This is a genomic window from Pseudomonas sp. DCB_BI (assembly GCF_026240995.1).
Classification (GTDB): Bacteria; Pseudomonadota; Gammaproteobacteria; order Pseudomonadales; family Pseudomonadaceae; genus Aquipseudomonas.
In genome coordinates this window covers 44,222-62,089 of sequence record NZ_JAPFCG010000008.1, presented here as the reverse complement: position 1 = coordinate 62,089, position 17,868 = coordinate 44,222, and the positions used below count along the sequence as shown (strand labels likewise).

Annotated in this window: 16 protein-coding genes; 7 read left to right on the top strand and 9 right to left on the bottom strand. The window is 63.4% G+C overall.

Annotation, left to right across the window (positions count from 1 at the left end):
• The first annotated feature begins 25 nt into the window (after positions 1-25).
• The 3 genes from nfuA to OO258_RS10640 all read left to right on the top strand — a co-directional run bounded on the left by nfuA (position 26) and on the right by OO258_RS10640 (position 1,896).
• On the top strand, positions 26-610 hold the full coding sequence (nfuA, locus tag OO258_RS10650) for a Fe-S biogenesis protein NfuA (protein WP_003250416.1): 585 nt from the start codon (positions 26-28) through the stop codon (positions 608-610).
• Positions 611-804: 194 nt separating this feature from the next.
• On the top strand, positions 805-1,413 hold the full coding sequence (locus tag OO258_RS10645) for an SCO family protein (protein WP_110745052.1): 609 nt from the start codon (positions 805-807) through the stop codon (positions 1,411-1,413).
• Positions 1,414-1,896 (top strand): copper chaperone PCu(A)C, encoded by a 483-nt coding sequence (locus tag OO258_RS10640; RefSeq protein ID WP_110745053.1) that lies wholly within the window; start codon positions 1,414-1,416, stop codon positions 1,894-1,896.
• Between the two features lie 42 nt (positions 1,897-1,938).
• On the opposite strand, the gene OO258_RS10635 is transcribed toward OO258_RS10640, so the two are convergent.
• The 8 genes from OO258_RS10635 to OO258_RS10600 form a co-directional block, all read right to left on the bottom strand.
• Positions 1,939-2,166 carry a hypothetical protein gene (locus tag OO258_RS10635; RefSeq protein WP_023381060.1) on the bottom strand — a complete coding sequence of 76 codons (228 nt, stop codon included), beginning with the start codon at positions 2,164-2,166 and terminating at the stop codon, positions 1,939-1,941.
• A gap of 68 nt (positions 2,167-2,234) precedes the next feature.
• On the bottom strand, positions 2,235-3,137 hold the full coding sequence (locus tag OO258_RS10630; RefSeq protein ID WP_266030301.1) for an AraC family transcriptional regulator: 903 nt from the start codon (positions 3,135-3,137) through the stop codon (positions 2,235-2,237).
• On the bottom strand, positions 3,134-3,448 hold the full coding sequence (locus tag OO258_RS10625; RefSeq protein WP_266030300.1) for an AzlD domain-containing protein: 315 nt from the start codon (positions 3,446-3,448) through the stop codon (positions 3,134-3,136). Before OO258_RS10625 ends, OO258_RS10630 begins: the two co-directional genes overlap by 4 nt.
• Positions 3,445-4,137, bottom strand: coding sequence for an AzlC family ABC transporter permease (locus tag OO258_RS10620; RefSeq protein ID WP_266030298.1), 693 nt, complete (start codon positions 4,135-4,137; stop codon positions 3,445-3,447). Before OO258_RS10620 ends, OO258_RS10625 begins: the two co-directional genes overlap by 4 nt.
• Positions 4,138-4,266: 129 nt before the next feature.
• A complete protein-coding gene (locus OO258_RS10615; RefSeq protein WP_110745058.1) occupies positions 4,267-4,962 on the bottom strand; it encodes a sel1 repeat family protein in 696 nt (231 codons plus the stop codon).
• Between the two features lie 138 nt (positions 4,963-5,100).
• Positions 5,101-6,183 (bottom strand): hypothetical protein, encoded by a 1,083-nt coding sequence (locus tag OO258_RS10610; protein WP_266030296.1) that lies wholly within the window; start codon positions 6,181-6,183, stop codon positions 5,101-5,103.
• Between the two features lie 39 nt (positions 6,184-6,222).
• A complete protein-coding gene (locus OO258_RS10605) occupies positions 6,223-6,849 on the bottom strand; it encodes a LysE family translocator (protein ID WP_110745060.1) in 627 nt (208 codons plus the stop codon).
• A gap of 2 nt (positions 6,850-6,851) precedes the next feature.
• Entirely contained in the window at positions 6,852-7,640 is a 789-nt protein-coding gene (locus OO258_RS10600) for a YqcI/YcgG family protein (RefSeq protein WP_266030293.1), read from the bottom strand.
• Positions 7,641-7,800: 160 nt separating this feature from the next.
• On the opposite strand from OO258_RS10600, the gene OO258_RS10595 reads away from it, so the two are divergent.
• Positions 7,801-8,721 (top strand): LysR substrate-binding domain-containing protein, encoded by a 921-nt coding sequence (locus OO258_RS10595; protein ID WP_266030291.1) that lies wholly within the window; start codon positions 7,801-7,803, stop codon positions 8,719-8,721.
• Here the strand turns inward: OO258_RS10595 and OO258_RS10590 are convergent.
• Complete coding sequence (locus OO258_RS10590; protein WP_266030481.1) at positions 8,702-9,598, bottom strand: LysR family transcriptional regulator; 897 nt, start codon at positions 9,596-9,598, stop codon at positions 8,702-8,704. The genes OO258_RS10595 and OO258_RS10590 overlap by 20 nt on opposite strands.
• A 116-nt stretch (positions 9,599-9,714) precedes the next feature.
• Between OO258_RS10590 and OO258_RS10585 the strand changes: the two genes are divergently transcribed.
• The 3 genes from OO258_RS10585 (at position 9,715) to OO258_RS10575 (ending at position 17,832) form a co-directional block, all read left to right on the top strand.
• On the top strand, positions 9,715-10,905 hold the full coding sequence (locus OO258_RS10585) for an MFS transporter (RefSeq protein ID WP_266030290.1): 1,191 nt from the start codon (positions 9,715-9,717) through the stop codon (positions 10,903-10,905).
• Between the two features lie 66 nt (positions 10,906-10,971).
• Complete coding sequence (locus OO258_RS10580) at positions 10,972-13,332, top strand: DNA polymerase II (RefSeq protein WP_266030288.1); 2,361 nt, start codon at positions 10,972-10,974, stop codon at positions 13,330-13,332.
• 78 nt (positions 13,333-13,410) lie between these two features.
• Positions 13,411-17,832 (top strand): NEL-type E3 ubiquitin ligase domain-containing protein, encoded by a 4,422-nt coding sequence (locus OO258_RS10575; RefSeq protein WP_266030286.1) that lies wholly within the window; start codon positions 13,411-13,413, stop codon positions 17,830-17,832.
• Positions 17,833-17,868 lie beyond the last annotated feature (36 nt).

Sequence of the window (17,868 nt, the reverse complement as noted above, 5' to 3'; positions counted from 1 at the left end):
GGCGGCAAGTCTGTGAGGAACCTACATGAGCGCTATAACCATTACCGACGCCGCCCATGACTACCTGGCCGATCTGCTTTCCAAGCAGAATACGCCTGGCATCGGCATTCGCATTTTCATCACCCAGCCGGGCACCCAGTACGCAGAGACGTGCATTGCCTACTGCAAGCCGGGCGAAGAGAAGCCTGACGACACCGCCGTGGGTCTGAAGAGCTTCACCGCCTACCTGGACGCGGTCAGCGTGCCGTTCCTGGAGGATGCCCTGGTCGACTATGCCACCGACCGCATGGGTGGCCAGCTGACCATCAAGGCACCGAACGCCAAGGTGCCGATGGTCAACGAAGACAGCCCGATCAACGAGCGCATCAACTACTACCTGCAGACCGAGATCAACCCGGGCCTGGCCAGCCATGGCGGCCAGGTAAGCCTGGTGGACGTGGTCGACGACGGCATTGCCGTGCTGCAGTTCGGTGGTGGCTGCCAGGGTTGCGGCCAGGCCGATGTCACCCTGAAGGAAGGCATCGAGCGCACCCTGCTCGAGCGCATTCCGGAGCTCAAGGGCGTGCGTGACGTGACTGACCACAGCCAGAAAGAAAACGCCTACTACTGAGTTGAAGGCGCCTCCCTAGCAACAAAGTGTTACGGTTTCAACCCCTGCGACAACAGGCCGCAGCCCGTAATCAAAGGGCTGCAGGCCACCACCGCCTTGGTCGGGTAGAACCCCTCTGGGTGTCATGCCAGAATGCCCCGGTTTTCGACCGGCCCATCCCGAGGGCCGGCACCTTCCCTGTAAAGGATGGTTTCATGAATGATCTATATAGCCGGCGGGCAGTAGTCGCCGGCATGGGCGTTCTCGGGCTTGGCCTGCTTGCAGGCTGCAGCCCGGCCCGGGGGCTCGAGTTCAAGTACGGCAAGAACATGAGCAACGAAATCCTAGGGCGCAAGTTCAGCCTCAAGGACCCGCAAGGCAACGTGCGCACCCTGTCGAGCTTCTACGGCAGCATGCCGATGATCTTCTTCGGCTTCACCCAGTGCCCAGCGGTTTGCCCCACCACCCTGGCGCGTGCGGCGCAGATCCGCAAGACCCTGCGGGGCCGTGATCGCGACCTGTTCCAGGTGGTGTTCATCACCCTGGACCCGGAGCGCGACACCCCCGAGGTGTTGGATGCCTACGTCAAGGCCTTCGACCCGACGTTCATCGCGCTGACGGGTACACCGGAAGAAATTGCCGCGGTAGCCAAGGAATTCAAGGTGTTCTACGAGAAAGTCCCGGCCGGGGACACCTATACCATTTCTCATTCGTCCACCAGCTACGTCTACGATACACGTGGCACCCTGCGCCTGAGCCTGGGTCATTCCCTGAACGCCAAGGAATGCGCCGAAGACCTGGTCACCCTGATGGAGATTTGCTGAATGTCGATGCTACCGATCAAGCGCGGTCTGGCTGCCCTGGTCCTGGTGGGCCTGGCGCTCCCTGCCTTTGCCCAGACTACCGTAAGCGACGCCTGGGTACGTGCCAGCGTGCCGCACCAGCAGTCCACCGGTGCGTTCATGACCCTGACCGCCAGCAGCGACAGCAAGCTGGTAAGCGTGGCGTCGCCCGTGGCCAAGACCGTGCAGGTGCATGAAATGACCATGAACGGTGACGTCATGGGCATGCGTGAAGTGAAAGCCGTCCAGCTGCCAGCTGGCAAGGCCGTGACCCTGGACCCGAATGGCCTGCATGTCATGCTGATGGGCTTGGCCAACCAGGTGAAGGAAGGCGAGAAAGTGCCGCTGACCCTGACCATCGAAGATGCCAAGGGCGCCCAGGAAACCCTGGATGTGCAGGCCGAAGTGCGCGCGCTCAATGCCGAAGCGGGTGCCGGGCATGACCACATGCACATGAATCACTGACAGGCTGGAAACGTTGGGGCTGCACAGCAGCCCCCCTCTCGCTCAGCTGCGAAACCTGGGCAGCGGCCTGTCGAGGGTCAGCGAGGTCAAGGTCTTGCGAACCTGTGCCTCATCGGCCTCCAGGGCCTTGAGGCTTGCGCGGATCTTGCCGGCGGCGGGCATGTCGCCCTGCCGGTCGATCCAGTCGGCAATCTCCTTGCAGGCACTGCTCAGGCAGGCCTGACGCTGGTTCATCAGCGACAGGAGGGTGGTGAGCTCTCTTTCGGACATGGCAGGATCCTCCATTTCAGCCATCTCAGTGTAGCAGAGGGATGGTGTAGCCCTGCTTGTGGTTGCCGTCAGGATTCGACGGCACATGCGGGATCCGCTGCAACTGGCGTTGGGATTGTGAGTAGCCGGGTGGCCACGTTTGGGCTGACGCAAGCTTGCCGATAGGCCCCCGGTGAAACCCCGTAAGCCTGCTTGAATTGCCGGCTCAAATGGCTCTGGTCGGCGAAACCCAGGGCGAACGCCACTTCTGAAGCCACCCGCCCGCTCTTCAGCATTTCCCGCGCGCGCGCCAGGCGGCGCTGCTTCAGCCAGGCGTGCGGCGGCAGGCCTGTCGCCTGTCGAAACACCCGGGCGAAGTGGAACGGCGACAGGTTGACTGCTGCCGCCAGCGCTTCCAGTGAGGGTGGGTCTGCCAGTTGGCTTTCCAACAGTTCGCGGGCGCGGGCCACGGCCAGGGGTTCTTGACCAGGGGCCGAAGGCTCGGCGCATTGCCCGTGCCGTTGCACCAGGGCCAGCACCGCCTGGCGCCAGGCAGTCTGCTGCTGCAAGGCACTGGCGCCGGCCTCGGACAGCTGGTGCAGCTGGCTGAAGGCGATAGCCAGGGCCGGGTCGTGGATCACGCTGTCCCTGAAGCTCGGCATGCCGTGGCGGCCAAGCTCCAGTTCGTCCAGCACCCCGGTGACACGCTCGTGCTCAGGATAGAAGCCGCGGTAGCGCCAGCCCGCTTCGTGGGCAGTGGCGCCAGTGTGCAGCTCGTCCGGGTTGATCAGTACCATGCTGCCGACCGGCGCCAGGTGCTCGCTGCCACGATGCCAGAAGCGCTGGGCGCCGGACTCGATCACGGTGAATACAAAGCCTTCGTGCACATGTGGGGCGAAGCGCTGCTGGAAATACCGCGCGTGCAGCATCTCGACGTCGCCCAGGGCTGGCGCCTGCCACAGGTGTGTCTGCTCGCGCAGGGGCGTGGTCATGCCAGCCAGCTGCGCAGGATGAAAAAGATCAACATGCTCACCAGCATGCTCAGCAACACGCTACGGGTCAACAACACCAGGGCGATGGCCACCAGCGAACCCAGCAGGTAAGGGTTGAGCAGGCTCAGGTTGAGCTGGTGCTCGGGCATGAAGATGATCGGGCCGCAGATGGCAGTGAGCATCCCCGGTACGGCAAAGCCGAGGAACTGCCGGGCGTTGGAGCTCAGGCGCAAGGGCAGGCGTGGTTCCAGAAAGGCATAGCGGTTGAGGAACACGATGGCGCCCATGGCGAAAATCAGCATCCAGGTCATGTGCGGGCTCCGGCAAATTTCTGGCAGATGAAGCCGGCGCTCATGCCCAGCAGGCCTGCGGCGACCAGGGCGGTCTCCCAGTGCCAATAGCTGAACAGTACCGAACTGAACAACGACACGGCCACGCACACAACGGTGGCCAGGTTGCGCACCAGTGGGGCGATGAGGGCGACGAAGGTGGCGACGATGGAGAAGTCCAGGCCGAACTGGTCCAGGTGCGGAATGCTCTGGCCCAGCAGGATGCCGGCAAGGGTAAACAGGTTCCAGGCGACGTAGAAGGTCAGGCCCACCCCCAAGGCGTACCAGCGGTTGAACTGCTGCTGGTCGTACTGGCTGGTCAGGGCAAAGAATTCGTCGGTCAGCAGAAAGCCCAGGCCCAAGCGCCAGCGCAGCGGCTGGCTGGACAGTACCGGGCGCATCGACAGGCCATAGAGCAGGTGCTGCGAGGTCAGCAGCAGGGTGGTGAGCAGGATCGATGCCAGGTTGGCACCCCCCTTGAGCATGCCGATGGCGACCAGTTGCGCGGCGCCGGCAAAGACGATGGCCGACAGCCCTTGCCCCTGCCAGGCGCTAAGGTTGGCCTCGATGGCCATGGAGCCAGCCAACAAGCCCCAGGGGGCGACAGCCAGGGACAGCGGGAGAATGGCGATGGCGCCGTAGAGAAAGGCTTGGCGGGCGACGTGGGGCATGATGGCTGCAGTACGTTTACGTGGCAGGCCAGCATGCCAGACGGGCGGGCGTGTGGCTTGAACGATCTTGCTCTCAAGTCATGCCCGTGGTCTGCACGCGGCAGTTCAACCTGTGCGTCCAGGCGAAGCTCAGGGATGACTGCTCAGGTGCTGCTGCGCCGTCACGCAGCCGTTGATCTCCACGGCCTTCTGCAGCAGGCTCAGGCGGTGCTGTGGGTCGAGGTCGCCGAGCAGCCGGTACACTTCGGCCTGGTAGTCGCGCTGACGCCCCCAGAGCATTTCCAGCCCTTGCGGGCGGCTGCGGTTGCAGGCCAGGCGGGTGGCCGGTTGCGGATAGTAGGGGGCGTAGACCGTGGCCATGCTGGGAATGGCCTCCAGCGCTGCGCGGTACTCACTGCTGGCGTTGTAGGGCCTGCACCAGGTAGCGATGGCGGGCGCCGGTGCGGCAAAGCCTTGCTGAAGGCTGGCTTGGAGCAACGGGCAGGCGGCCTCCGGAATTTGCGCAGCTGGCAGATAGGTCATGTAGTACAGCGCCAGGCGGTACTGTGCGACCGGGTGGCCGAGCTCGACCGATTTTTTCAGCAGGGCAACCGCTGTCGGCAGGGTATGCGCCAGGGCCTGCCCTTGGCGGCTGAGCTCGGGGTCGCCGCCGATGGCGGTGCGCAGCGTGCTGGCGCCGTCATCCTGGTTGTCGGCCTGCTCCAGCAGGGGCAGGGCCTGACGGTAGAGCAGGTCGGCATGAGGGTCGATGCTCACCTCCAGCGCGTGCGCAGCCAGCGGCATCAGGGCGATCAGCAATGGGGGCAGGCGTCGCACCAGGCTCACAGGCACACCCCGTTGATGGCCAGGTGCAGATGGACGGCTTCGATGTTCATGGCGGTCAAGCGTGCGCCTCGGGCAGATCGGAACGACGACGTATTCTAGCCACCCAAGGGGCCTGCCCGGAAGACCATCCGACGATTGTCAGGCCAGCCTGATCGGCGTGACCTTGCGCTGGCCGTGTTTTTCCTGGGCCAGGCCAAGCTTGGCGGTGATCACCTTGGCCAATGCATTGTTGCCCAGGTCGTTGAGGTGCAGGCGGTCGATGAACAGGTCGGCACCGAACACTGGCGAGCTGTTGAGCATGCAGTTCATGTCGTAGCAGGGCACGGGGTCGGCCTGGTTCTTGATGCGGCGGAAAAACGCCGAGTGCAACTGGCTGTCGAAAGCGCCGTCCAGCAGCCGGTCGAAGTTCGCCGGTTTTCGCTCCAGCGCGGCCAGCATGGCCTGCTCGCCAGCGGGCAGGGTGTCCCGGCACCAGGGGAGCAACGGTTGCAGGATGAAGGTGAGGGTGGCGTGGCTGTCGGCCAGCAGCCGCTCCCATTGGCGCAAGGTGCGGCCAATGTTGTCGGCGGCACGGGCCAGGCGTTTTTCCGGGGACGACAGGGGCCAGCTGGCCGGGGCTGCGACCTCAGGGCTGGCCAAGGCCTGGGCGATGCGCCGCCACAGCGAGTGCCGGCGGGGTACAGCAGCGGGCTGCATGCCTTCGCTGAAGCTGTTGAGATAATCCTGGTAAGCCTGGGCGTGTTGCGGGTCGCCAGCGCTGGCGAGGACTTCGCTCAGGGCTTCGTGAGCCAGGCTGTTGAGGCCGCTGAGCACCACCACATGCCCCAACTGGCCAAGGCGATGCTGGTGGGTGAGGAACATCAGCAGCTCCTGGCTGGCATTGAGCCCGCAGCCGGCCAGGCTCAGCCAGACCTCGCCGGTGAGCATCGACAGGTGCGAGGCCACGGTGTGCTCGTCGGAGCTGGCGCCGATACCCAGGGCCGTGGAACCGCCGACCAGCAGGTTGACCCGCGAGGCGCCGCCACGTTCGGCCGGCGAAAAGCGCTTGCCGGCGCAATGGCTGTAGCGCAGGCCCAAGGCATCGGTATTGATGGTGCCCGAGCGGTAGCCGGTTTCGTGCACATGCACGGTGTGTGGGGCACGGCGGCTACCCAGCAGTAGGAAACGCTGGTAGTCCTGTTGCAACGGCGAAGGAAGCGGGCTTGTGTCAATCGCGGTCATGCTCTCTCCTGCGGTTGCGTCGTCTGCTGCGCATGGGTTTCAGGCCGTCAGTTCCTTGAAGTTGTACAGCAGGCCGCCGGCCGCGATCAGCAGCAGGGCGACCCCGGAGGCCAGGCTGATGAAGCGGTTGCTGCGTTGCGATGCGATCTTGCCGATGGCGAAGATGTACAGGCTGAGCACGGCGAAATCGATGGCCACCCACAGCAGCGACAGCACCACCATGCTCTTGCCGAACGACTCGGTGATCTGGATGAACTGAGGGAAGAAGGCGATGAAGAAAATGATGTCCTTGGGGTTGGAAATGCCCACCATGAAGCCTTGCAGCAGCCCGCCACGGGTGGGTTTTGCAGCGTCGCTGGTGGCCTCTGACGCAGGTGCCTGCAGGGCGTCCTTCAATGTGCCCACGGCGATGTAGCCGATGAACAGGCAGCCAAGCAGGCTCATGATGCTGAGCCAGGCCTTGTCGATGGCCGCGCTGGTGAGGATGATCCAGGCCGCCGCGCCGATGAGCACCAGTGACGCCCAGTTGGTGCCGACGGCGGTGAACATGGCCTTGCGTGAGCCGGAGGCGGCCGCTGTATTGACGATTAGCGCCACCACCGGGCCGGGGGTAGCGATCAGCAGCAGGACAGTAAGGGCGTAGGTGGCGGTGAGTGCGGTATTCACGGTCAGTTCTCGATCTGTATGTCGGGTGTCGCCTGATGTGCGGCATGGGCATGGAACGGGCAGCGGGACGGGTTGAGCGAGCCTGCTTCCTGCAGTTGATACTGCTTCCACTCGTAGTTGTCGGTATCGCCGAAGGCACCAAGCGTGTCGGGCACCACGCCGTCGTTGTAGTGGTGCACGCGCTCGCGAATGCGGGCGCGAATTCGCCGGCCACTTTCGCTTTCGGCGTTGGCGACTTCGTCGAAGTTTTCCCTTGGGTTGATGACGAAGGTGATGTGCTGGCCCAGGTTGCGGCTTTTCATGTGCTGGTGGCCGGGAAAATTCATGTTGATGAACAGTGGCATGCCGGCATAGCAGAACGACCAGGCGTTATCCTCGGGGTCGGTCGGGATGCCCTGCGGCCAAGGGTGGGGGTCGCGTGCATGCACGCCGCGCAGCACCTTCCAGGCCAGTGCCTGTTGCTCAGCCAGATTGCTGGCGGTGGCTGTCTCGAGGAACACCACCAGCGGGCTGCCGATGCGCTGCTTGGGTGTGATGGGGGCGACGGTGCGCACATAATCGGCCAGGCCTTGGGCGATATCGTCAGCCAGTTGTTCGGCGCGGGCGAAGAGGATGTGGCAGGTTTCACCGTTAACCGCCTTGCGGCCAAACAAGCAGGGAAACTCAGGGTTGGCGAGGACACTGCGAAAATGTTCTACAGTCTTGTAAGTCCAGTGTTGCGTGTTGTATCCATGTTCAGCGGCGAGCTCTAGCGCATCCAGGCGATAGCAATTTCCATATCCCGTAAACATGATTTCCCCAGGCGTTGAATTAAGTAAACGTTCCAGTCATATGCAGGCAGGATCTTGGATATGTTTATTATTTACCTGCATTTTCCGGAACACACTTGACGTTGTAAAACGCGTGGAACTATGACCTACTATTAGTCTTGCTCATGCTCGGGATGTCGCGATGTCAGAACGAATTCAGGCCTTGCACGCGCTGCGTGCATTCGAGGTGGCCTCTCGCTATGGCTCATTTACCCGCGCAGCGGAAGAGCTGGCCTTGACCCAGGGGGCCGTCAGCCACCACATCAAGACCCTCGAAGCCATGTTCGGCTGTGACCTGTTCGAGCGGCGCGGGCCCAAGCTGAGCCTGACCGAGCACGGCCGCCTGCTGGCGCAAGAGCTCAAAGTCGGCTTCAAGATCATCGAGAATGCCTGCGCACTGCTGCGCCAGGACCGCTATGGTCTGCGCCTGAAGGCCCCGTCCACGCTCACCGTCCGCTGGCTGCTGCGGGCGCTGGACGGGTTCAAGAAGCATGAAGACAACTGCACCGTTCAGCTGTCGAGCGTCTGGATGGACATCGACAGCGTGGACTTCTATTCCGAGCCCTACGACTGCGCCATTCTCCTGGCCAGTGGGCGGTTCCCCGCCGATATCGAGTGCTTCAAGCTGTTCGATGAATGGCTCATCCCGGTGTGCCACCCGGATTACATGGCGCAGGCGCAACCGGCCCTGAGCGACCTGACCCGGTGCGAGTTCCTGCATCCGTCCCCCGACCGCCGCGACTGGCGGCGCTGGCTGGCGCGGATGGACGCGCTGGACATCAGCATCGACCAGGGCCAGGTGTTCGACACCCTCGACCAGGGCATCTCGGCCGCGCAGCAGGGCCTGGGTATTTCGGTGGTCGACCTGGTGCTGGCCAGTGCCGACCTGGCGGCCGGGCGCCTGGTCACGCCGTACAAGCACGCAGTGGCCACTGGCGACGGGTACTACATGACCTGGCTCAAGGCCAGCCCCAAGGCGCGACAGATGCACAAGCTGCGCGACTTCCTGCTGGGCCAGGTGCCGCCGCTGGCCTGCAAGGACATCAACTACCTGTACGGTTGAATACCCGATCGAGCATGAAATCGATGAATACCCGCAACTTTGGCGGCACCTGCCGCCCGGACGGCCACAGCAGATAGAAGCTGCCGCGCCGTTCCATGAAGTCGTCGAGGACACTGACCAGTGAGCCATTGCCCAGTTCACGACCCACGTTGAAGTCAGGCAGGCAGGTAATGCCGCGGTGGTTCAAGGCAAAGCAGACGCGCGTTTCGACGTGGTTGCAGACCATCGAGATGGGGATGTCATAGGTTTGCTCGGGATGCTCCTGGCGCAGCGGCCAGGTTTCCAGCTTGCCGTTGCTGGGGAAGCGATAATGCAGGCAGCTATGCGCCGCCAGGTCGCGTGGGTGCAAGGGTGTGCCGCGTTCGCGCAGGTACTCGGGCGAGGCCACCAGGCGGTGCTGAAAGTGCCCCAGGAATTTGGCGCTTAGCCGGGAATCCACCGGCTGCCCGCCGCGCATCACCACATCGAAGCCTTCGCCGACGATATCCACCATGCGATCGGAGAAGTCCAGGTCCAGTTCAACCTGTGGGTACAGTGCCATGAACTCGGCCAGTGCCGGCATTACCAGTCTGGTCACCTGCGGCATGCTCACCCGCAGGCGCCCGCGCGGCGTTTCGCTGGCCTGCGACAGTTCCTGCTCGGTGGCCTCGATTTCGGCAAGGATGCGCCGGCTGCGTTCGAGGAACATCGCGCCTTCAGCGGTGAGGGTAATGCTGCGTGTGCTGCGGTGGAACAGGCGCACGCCCAGGCGGCTTTCCAGCCGCGCCACGCGCTTGCCCACTGCCGAGGCACTGATCCCCAGTGACTGGCTGGCGGCCACGAAGCTGCGGGTTTCGGCCACCCGATTGAAGACCACGAAGCCACTGAGGCTGTCCATGTCGCATTCCTGATTGCGGACGCTGAGGTCCTGGGTGAGCGGCATTGTAACCGTCTTTTTCCGTAATGGCCTTGTCTGCAGACTGTTCGCCTTGTTTCCCACTCAAGGCATTTGCAATGTCCCAGACTTCTTCCGCACCGTTGCTGGCCGCCAGCCATGAACGTCTGCCCGTAGGCGGACTGCTGGCGCTGGCCATGACCGGTTTCATCGCCATTCTCAGTGAAACCCTGCCGGCGGGTCTGCTTGACCAGATCGCCGATGGCATGCACATCAGCCAGGCCATGGCGGGGCAATGGGTCACGGCGTATGCCTTGGGCTCGCTACTGACCGCCATCCCGTTGGTGACGTTGACCCAAGGCTGGTACCGGCGCCGGGCGCTGTTGCTGGCGATCATCGGCTTCGTGCTGTTCAACGGGCTGACGGCCTTGTCGGACTCCAACGGGCTGACCCTGGTGCTGCGCTTTTTCACGGGGGCTGCGGCCGGCCTGGCATGGGGCCTGATCGCTGGCCATGCCCGGCGCATGGTGCCGGTGCCGTTGCAGGGCCGGGCCATGGCGCTGGCCATGCTCGGGCAACCGATTGCCCTGTCGCTCGGTTTGCCGATTGCGACCTGGTTGGGAGCGGGGTTGGGCTGGCGCGCGACGTTCGTGGTCGTCACCTTAGTGGCGTTGCTGCTGGTGGTGTGGGTGTTGCGATCCGTGCCCGACTATCCGGGGCAGGCTGCCGGCAAGCGCCAGTCGGCCATGCAGGTACTGCGCACGCCGGGGGTGTTGATTGTATTGCTGGTGATCCTCACCTGGATCCTTGGCCATAACATTCTCTACACCTATATCGTGCCGTTGCTGGCAGCGGCGGGCATGGCTGCGAACATTGGCCCTGCGCTGATGGTATTTGGTCTGGCGGCGCTGGCCGGGATCGGCCTGGTAGGGCTGCTGGTCGACCGACACCTGCGCAAGCTGGTGTTGCTGAGCCTGGCCGGTTTTGCCTTGGCCACGCTGGCATTGGGGCAGGCATCGTCGTGGCTTGTGTACTTGAGCATCGCCTTGTGGGGAATGACCTATGGCGGCGCCCCGACCCTGCTGCAGACAGCGTGCGCCGACGCAGCAGGCCAAGGTGGTGATGTGGCGCAGTCGATGCTGGTGACGGTGTGGAACATCGCCATTGCCCTGGGCGGGATCATTGGCGGATTGCTGCTGGCTGGGGCAGGCGTGGCGTGGTTTGGCGGGGTGGTGCTGGTGTTGATTGCCTTGGCCTGGCTGCTGGCTGCGGCTGGACGGAAAAGCGGTTTTGTGGCGGGCAGGCGCTAAAACACTCATGCCAGGCACGACACAGGTAGAATAACCGCATCTACAGACAATCCAGAGGTCGACGCAGTGGAGTTGCAGCAGGGTTTTGTCCTGACCCGGCATTGGCACGATACGCCGGAGGGCACCTGCGTGGAGTTCTGGCTGGCCACCGATGCCGGGCCGCGGCTGTTGCGGCTGGCTGCGCAGGAGTCGGTGGCTTTCATTCCCCAGGCGCAGGCCGAGCACGCCCGTGTGTTGCTGGCCAACGAAACAGGGGCGAAGCTCAAGCCACTGCGCCTGAAGGACTTCGAGCATCGCCCGATGCTCGGCCTGTATACCCGCCAACATCGCCAGTTGATGCAACTGGAACAGCGTCTGCGCACAGCCGGTATCGACGTGTTCGAGGCCGATATCCGGCCGCCGGAGCGTTACCTCATGGAGCGCTTCATCACGGCACCGGTGCAGTTCACTGGCCAGCCGGATGCGCAGGGCGTTTACCGGGACGCCCAGCTCAAGCCGCAGCCAGGCTATCGCCCGGCGCTGCGCCTGGTGTCGCTGGACATCGAGACCAGCGAGCGTGGCGAGCTGTACAGCATCGCGCTGGAGGGCTGCGGCCAGCGCCAGGTGTACATGCTCGGCCCGGCCAACGGCGATGCCAGCGGGCTTGACTTCGACCTGGAGTATTGCGCTGATCGCGCCGCTTTGATCACCCGCCTCAACCAGTGGATGGCCAGGCATGACCCGGACGCGATCATCGGCTGGAACCTGGTGCAGTTCGACCTGCGCCTGCTGCATGAACACGCCAAGTCGTTGCAGGTGCCACTTGCCCTGGGGCGCAACGGTGCGGTCATGACCCTGCGTAGCCATGCCGGTGGAGGTCACGTTTTTGCCGATGCGCCGGGGCGTTTGCTGATCGATGGCATCGAGGCGTTGCGTTCGGCTACCTGGAGTTTTCCCTCGTTCAGCCTGGAGAACGTTGCCCAGACCCTGCTGGGCGAAGGCAAGGCCATCGACACACCGTACCAACGCATGGACGAGATCAACCGACGCTTCGCCGAAGACAAACCGGCACTGGCGCGCTACAACCTGAAGGACTGCGAACTGGTCACGCGTATTTTCGCCCATACCCGGCTACTCGACTTCCTGCTGGAGCGTGCGTCGGTGACGGGGCTGGCCGTAGACCGCAGCGGTGGGTCGGTGGCCGCGTTCTGCCATTTGTACATGCCCCAGATGCACCGGCTTGGCTTTGTCGCCCCCAGCCTTGGCAGCCGCCCGGACGAAGCCAGCCCCGGCGGTTTTGTCATGGACTCGCGCCCGGGGCTTTACGATTCAGTGCTGGTGCTGGACTACAAGAGCCTGTATCCATCGATTATCCGTACCTTTCTCATCGACCCGGTGGGGCTGATCGAAGGCCTGCGTCAGCCCGACGACGCACATTCGGTCGAGGGCTTTCGCGGTGGGCGTTTTTCACGCACACAGCACTGCCTGCCAGCCATCGTCGAACGGGTGTGGCAGGGCAGGGAAGCAGCCAAGCGCGAGGGCAATGCGCCGTTGTCACAGGCGTTGAAAATCATCATGAATGCCTTTTATGGCGTGCTGGGCTCCAGCGGTTGCCGTTTCTTCGACCCGCGCCTGGCGTCGTCCATCACCATGCGCGGCCACCAGATCATGCGCCAGACCAGGTCCCTGATCGAGGCGTGTGGCTACGATGTGATCTACGGTGACACCGACTCCACCTTTGTCTGGCTCAAGGGTGCCCACGCCGAGGAGGACGCGGCGCGCATCGGCCGCGAGCTGGTGGCAAAGGTCAACCAATGGTGGCAAGCCCATCTGCACGAGACCATGAACCTGCAGAGCGCCCTCGAACTGCAGTTCGAGGTGCACTACCGACGCTTCCTGATGCCCACCATCCGCGGTACCGATGAAGGCAGCAAAAAGCGTTATGCCGGCCTGGTACAGCGGGCCGACGGTTCGCAAGAGATGGTTTACAAGGGCCTCGAATCGGTGCGCACCGACTGGTCACCGCTGGCCCGGCAGTTTCAGCAGGAGCTTTACGGCCGTGTGTTCCGCGGCGAGCCCTACCGAGATTATGTCCGTGAATACGTGCGGCGAACGTTGGCGGGCGAGCAGGACGATCTGCTGGTTTATCGCAAACGCCTGCGTCGCCCGTTGGCCGATTACCAGCGCAACGTGCCGCCACATGTGCGCGCCGCCCGGCTTGCGGACGATTACAACAGGCGCCTGCAGCGCCCCCTGCAGTACCAGCGTGGTGGCTGGATCAGTTACCTGATCACTACCGCTGGCCCGGAGCCGCTGGAAAACCTGCAGGCCGCAATCGACTACGACCACTACATCAGCCGTCAGCTGATGCCGGTGGCAGATGCCATCCTGCCCTTTGTCGGTGATGATTTCGCTCGCCTTACCGACCATCAGTTACTGCTGTTCTGAATGGGTGGTAGATAGCTAGGCGTCAGCACCAGGCTGCACGCTTCAGACTCGTGCCTCCATGTCACCGCGGAGGCAGAGATGCAGAACAACAGCAGTCAACCATCGGCTGCGGTCGATACCCTTGCCATGGCACAAGCATGCCAGGACCACTACATTGCACGGCGGCTGCCGGCCTGGATGAAGCGGCTGAGCATGGCCGAATTCACCCTGCTGAGCGAGGCACTGCCTGAACTGCTGGCCTGTCGCGCAGGCTTGTCTTCAGCGCTGGCGCGGTTACGCAACCTGAGTGCATTTACCCAGCCCTTGCTGCAGCAAGCGCTGGGTGCCCACGGCAGCCTTGATGTCGATCGGTTGTACTTTCGCCAGTGGTACACCTTCACTTCGCCGACGATCAATTATGTCACCAGCCGGCTTCCGGTTGTCGCCAACGACTACTACGACATCCCTCTGCTCGAGGCCGCTTTGGGCAATTTCACCGCGGACCAGCAGCGCGACCAGCCGCCTGGTAATTGCCTGGTCGATGCGCATGGCGAAAAACGTGCCGAACTGTCTGCAACGGCCTTCGCCAGGCTGTGTCGCACGCTGGACCTTGGGCAGAAATACCAGGCGCATCTGGATGCCGTACTGCAGCCCGAGGTCAGGGGATTGCTGACGCGACGGCAACGCTACAGCATGCTGGTGGATGCCTTGCAAGCCAGGGCGCAAGGCGTATTGAGCGCTAACGAACTGCAGTGGGTGGTCGCGCTCTGCCTTGAGGACAGGCTCGGCAAACTCGAAGGTGCACCGGTGCGCGTGCGGCAGTTGGCGTTGTTCGGTTGCCGCCTGCAGCAGATTGTCGTGCTGGACGTGATCGACGATGGCGTGTTGTTCGACACCAGCAAGCGCGTGCTGGTCTATGTGCCGGGTGACCCACATGGCCCCTGGAGCGTGCGCAGTGACCTGGATGAGTATGCCCGCCGGGTGCTTGGCAAACGCCTGCGCGAAGATGACTACCGGCGTTTCTTCGACCGCTTCGTGCGCCGACGCGACAGCCATCGATTTTTCTCGGCCGTCAGTGAGCGGCTGGATGACGTGGCCGGCTGGGCGACCAGAGACCTCGATGAGCAGACCTTCGCTTATCGCCTGCCACTGTTCGAACACCTTGCGAACGACTGGGTCGCGTGGATCAAGGACGATGCTGCCGTCATCGCCCCGCCCGTGGCCTTGCTTGATCGCGAGGTCCAGGCCGAACACGCCCGCCGTTTGCGTGCTGAAGGCTGGACGCTATTGGGTGTTGCAGGGCTTTTCGTTCCGGGCATTGGTGCGGTGTTGTTGGGGGTGATGGCCTGGGACCTGCTACAGCAGACCTTCCAGGCGATAGGGGACTGGCAGGACAACGAACGCAATGCGGCACTTGCGCACCTGCTGAATGTTGGCAAAGGGCTGCTGGCTGTGGGGGCGACCGTTGCGGTCGTCGCCACCGCTCGACGCGCCTGGAGCGTGGTCGACAGCCTGGTACCGGCGCAGCTGGAAAGTGGGGAAGAAAAACTGTGGAACGCAGACCTCAGCCCCTATCGCGGCGAAACCCCGCCAGCGGCGGCGGTGCTGGACATGCAGGGTACGCACCGCCTGGGCGAGCGCCGCTGGATCAGCATGGACGGGCACTGGTATGAGGTGACCTGGCACGACGCCGACGAGCAGTGGCAACTGCTCCCCTATCAGGGCTATGCGCCGCCGCTGCGCCACAATGGCGCCGGTGCGTGGCGGCTGTGGTGCGAGCAGCCCGCCGAGTGGGACGACACACGCCAGTTGTTCCGCCGCCTGGGCGGGCCATTCAGCGACCTTGACGATGCGCAGATCGACCGGTCGCTGGCGATCCATGGCCTCGATGATCAGCACCTGCGAGCATGGCATGTGTATGGACGACCACCGGAGGCAGCGCTGGTCGACACCGTCGCACGCGTGCGGCTCGCCGGCAGGATGGGTACGTTGATCGACCAGTTGCGCGAGGGAGGGGGCACCGCAGACCCGCTGCTGATGGCGCGGGTCATGCGCCTTCCCCAGGCGGCCGGAAAGCACGGGCCAGCGTTGGCCGATGTGGCTTGGGCCGGGCGACGGGAACTGCTGCAGACGTTGTACGACGAGCAGAACCCCGACACGGAAACAAGCCGCCTGTTACGGCAGGATTTTACCAGCCTGCACCGCTTGGCCGCAGATGAGGTGCTGCGCGATGCCAGCGAGGATGACGTGCAGCTGCTGCGTGAAACGGGGCGTGTGCCGTTGCTGATGGCCGAGGCAGCAAGGTTGCAGGTGGCGCGGATTCGAATGGCGCGGGTGTATGAGGCGCTGTGCATCGACACGCCGCAGAACCTCGACCTGGCGCGTGTGGTGTTGAACCTGCTGGTGCACGTGCCGGGCGCTGGCGGGCCGGGCTGGCGGTTGTTCGATGCAGATGCCAGCGAGCCGTTGCTGACGGTCCAGGGATCGGGGCAGACGTTTGACCTGCTTCATCGCCATGGGCTGTTCCGCCTGCGCACCGGAACGCACAGCGTGGTCGGTGAGAAAGGCGAGTTGTTCGAAGCGTTGGCCGGAGCCTATGACGACGTAGCACAAGCGGCCATCGGCCAAGGTCAGCCTTTTGTGCCTGCGCTGCGCCTGGCACTGACCAACGTTGCTTTCGACCAACGCCAGGCCGTGGTGAACCTGCTCAGGCTGGAACAGCCCAGTGGGTCGTTTCTTGCGCCGCAACGGCTTGCGGATGGCCGGATTGGTTACCCCATGGCCGGCGGCAGGCTATGGGGGGCGCTAGGGCGAAACAGGCCTAGGGCGTTTCAGGCCCGGTTGCGAGACCTGTACCCGGCCTTTACTGACGAACAGATCGAGCGCTGGTTGGCCTCAGGCGACGCGCAGGCCAGGTTACATAGGCTGGAGCAGCAATATGGGGTGCTGAAGAGACACTTGACCCAGTGGGCACGCAGCGCGCTGCTCTCATCGGAACTGGTCGCACGGCGTGAATTCAGAAAGGGCCTGATCAACTGCTGGCGCTGTCTTGTGCCCGAACTGCAAGCGCAAGCGGCACTGGACGACGGGCGCTTCATGCTGACCCAGACGATCAGCCGCTTGGGCCACCTGCCGGCCCTGCCCGCGCAGGTGGGCTTTCCCCACGTCTCTATCCTGGCCCTGCGCTCCATGCGCGTGGAGCATGTTCCGGATGAGTTTCTGCAGGCATTTCCCAACTTGCGCAACCTCGAAATCACCCATTGCCGACTCAGGCGTTTGCCATTGCCGCTGGGGCTTGTCCAGAAGCTGGAGGTGCTCGACTTGTCTGGGAACCAGATCGCGCTCGACCAAGGCCAGGCATTGGTCCTGGCAGATTGCCGCTCTCTGGTGTACCTGAACCTTTCGGACAACCCGTTGCGCAGGGCATTTTCCGTCCTCGCAATGACCGAGCTCAATGCCCTTTACCTGTCCAACACGCAGATACCCGAGTTTCCCTACGGGCTGATGGACGCGCCAGAACTGCATACCCTGGATCTCAGCGGCAACCGTATTGCTGAACTGCCCGAGGGTTTTCATCGATCGCAGCTGTGGCGCTCGGGCAGGGTCGAGCTTTCCGGCAACCTGCTGGGCGGCGCGCAGGATGGGCTATCAACCTGGCATTTGCTTGAGGCCAGTCGCGTGCCTTACCGGTTGCGCATTCTGGATGCGTTGCCTGGCGAGCGTCGGGATGAAATGGCTGCACTGTGGGCCCATCTAGAGGCCGAGGAACCATCGGAAGAGTTCTTCAATACCCTGTCGATGCTGACAGAATCGGGCGCCTTCAGTTTCTCATCGACTGCATCCGCGCTGGCGGCCCGGGTGTTCGACATGCTCCAGGCGATGTCGGAGCATGATGCCCTCAGGCAGGAGCTGTTTGAGCACGCTGCGGCGACCGGTTGCCAGGATAACGCCACCGCGCGTTTTGCCGACCTGGAACTGCGAGTGATGATATGGCGCACGCGGCAAAGCGGATCTACCCGGCCGGAACGGGCCTTGCTAAAGCTCGGTGCCCGGGTGTGGCGGTTGGCGGTGCTTGAACAAATTGCCGCTGAACATGCTTATCGGGTGGGGGCGGGCGCTGAATCGATCGAATTCGCCTTGGCCTATCGAATCGGCTTGCGCAAGTCGCTGGACTTGCCTGCCCAACCCGATGAAATGCTTTATGCAGGCATCCCAGCCTTGAGCAAGCAGGACCTTCTCCTGGCCCGTGAAAGGGTCCTGGCGAGACAAACCCGGGAAGGCATTGCTGATTATCTGGCACGCCAGTGGTTCTGGCAGGATTACTTGCGCAAGGCCTTCGCGGTTCGCTTGCAAGTGCCCCAGTCCATGCACGCTGAGCTGGAGCGGCTGATGGCGCTGGGGAATCGGGACGAGGAAATCGCACGGCTGCAGATCCGCAATCAGCAACGCGAGCATGCGGTGTTGCTGCAGTTGACGCTGGAGGCGCTGGACCGGAATACGGTGCAGCGGGTGCTCAGCTAGCGGGTGGCCGGCTGGCTGGCCGCAGGCATTAGCTAT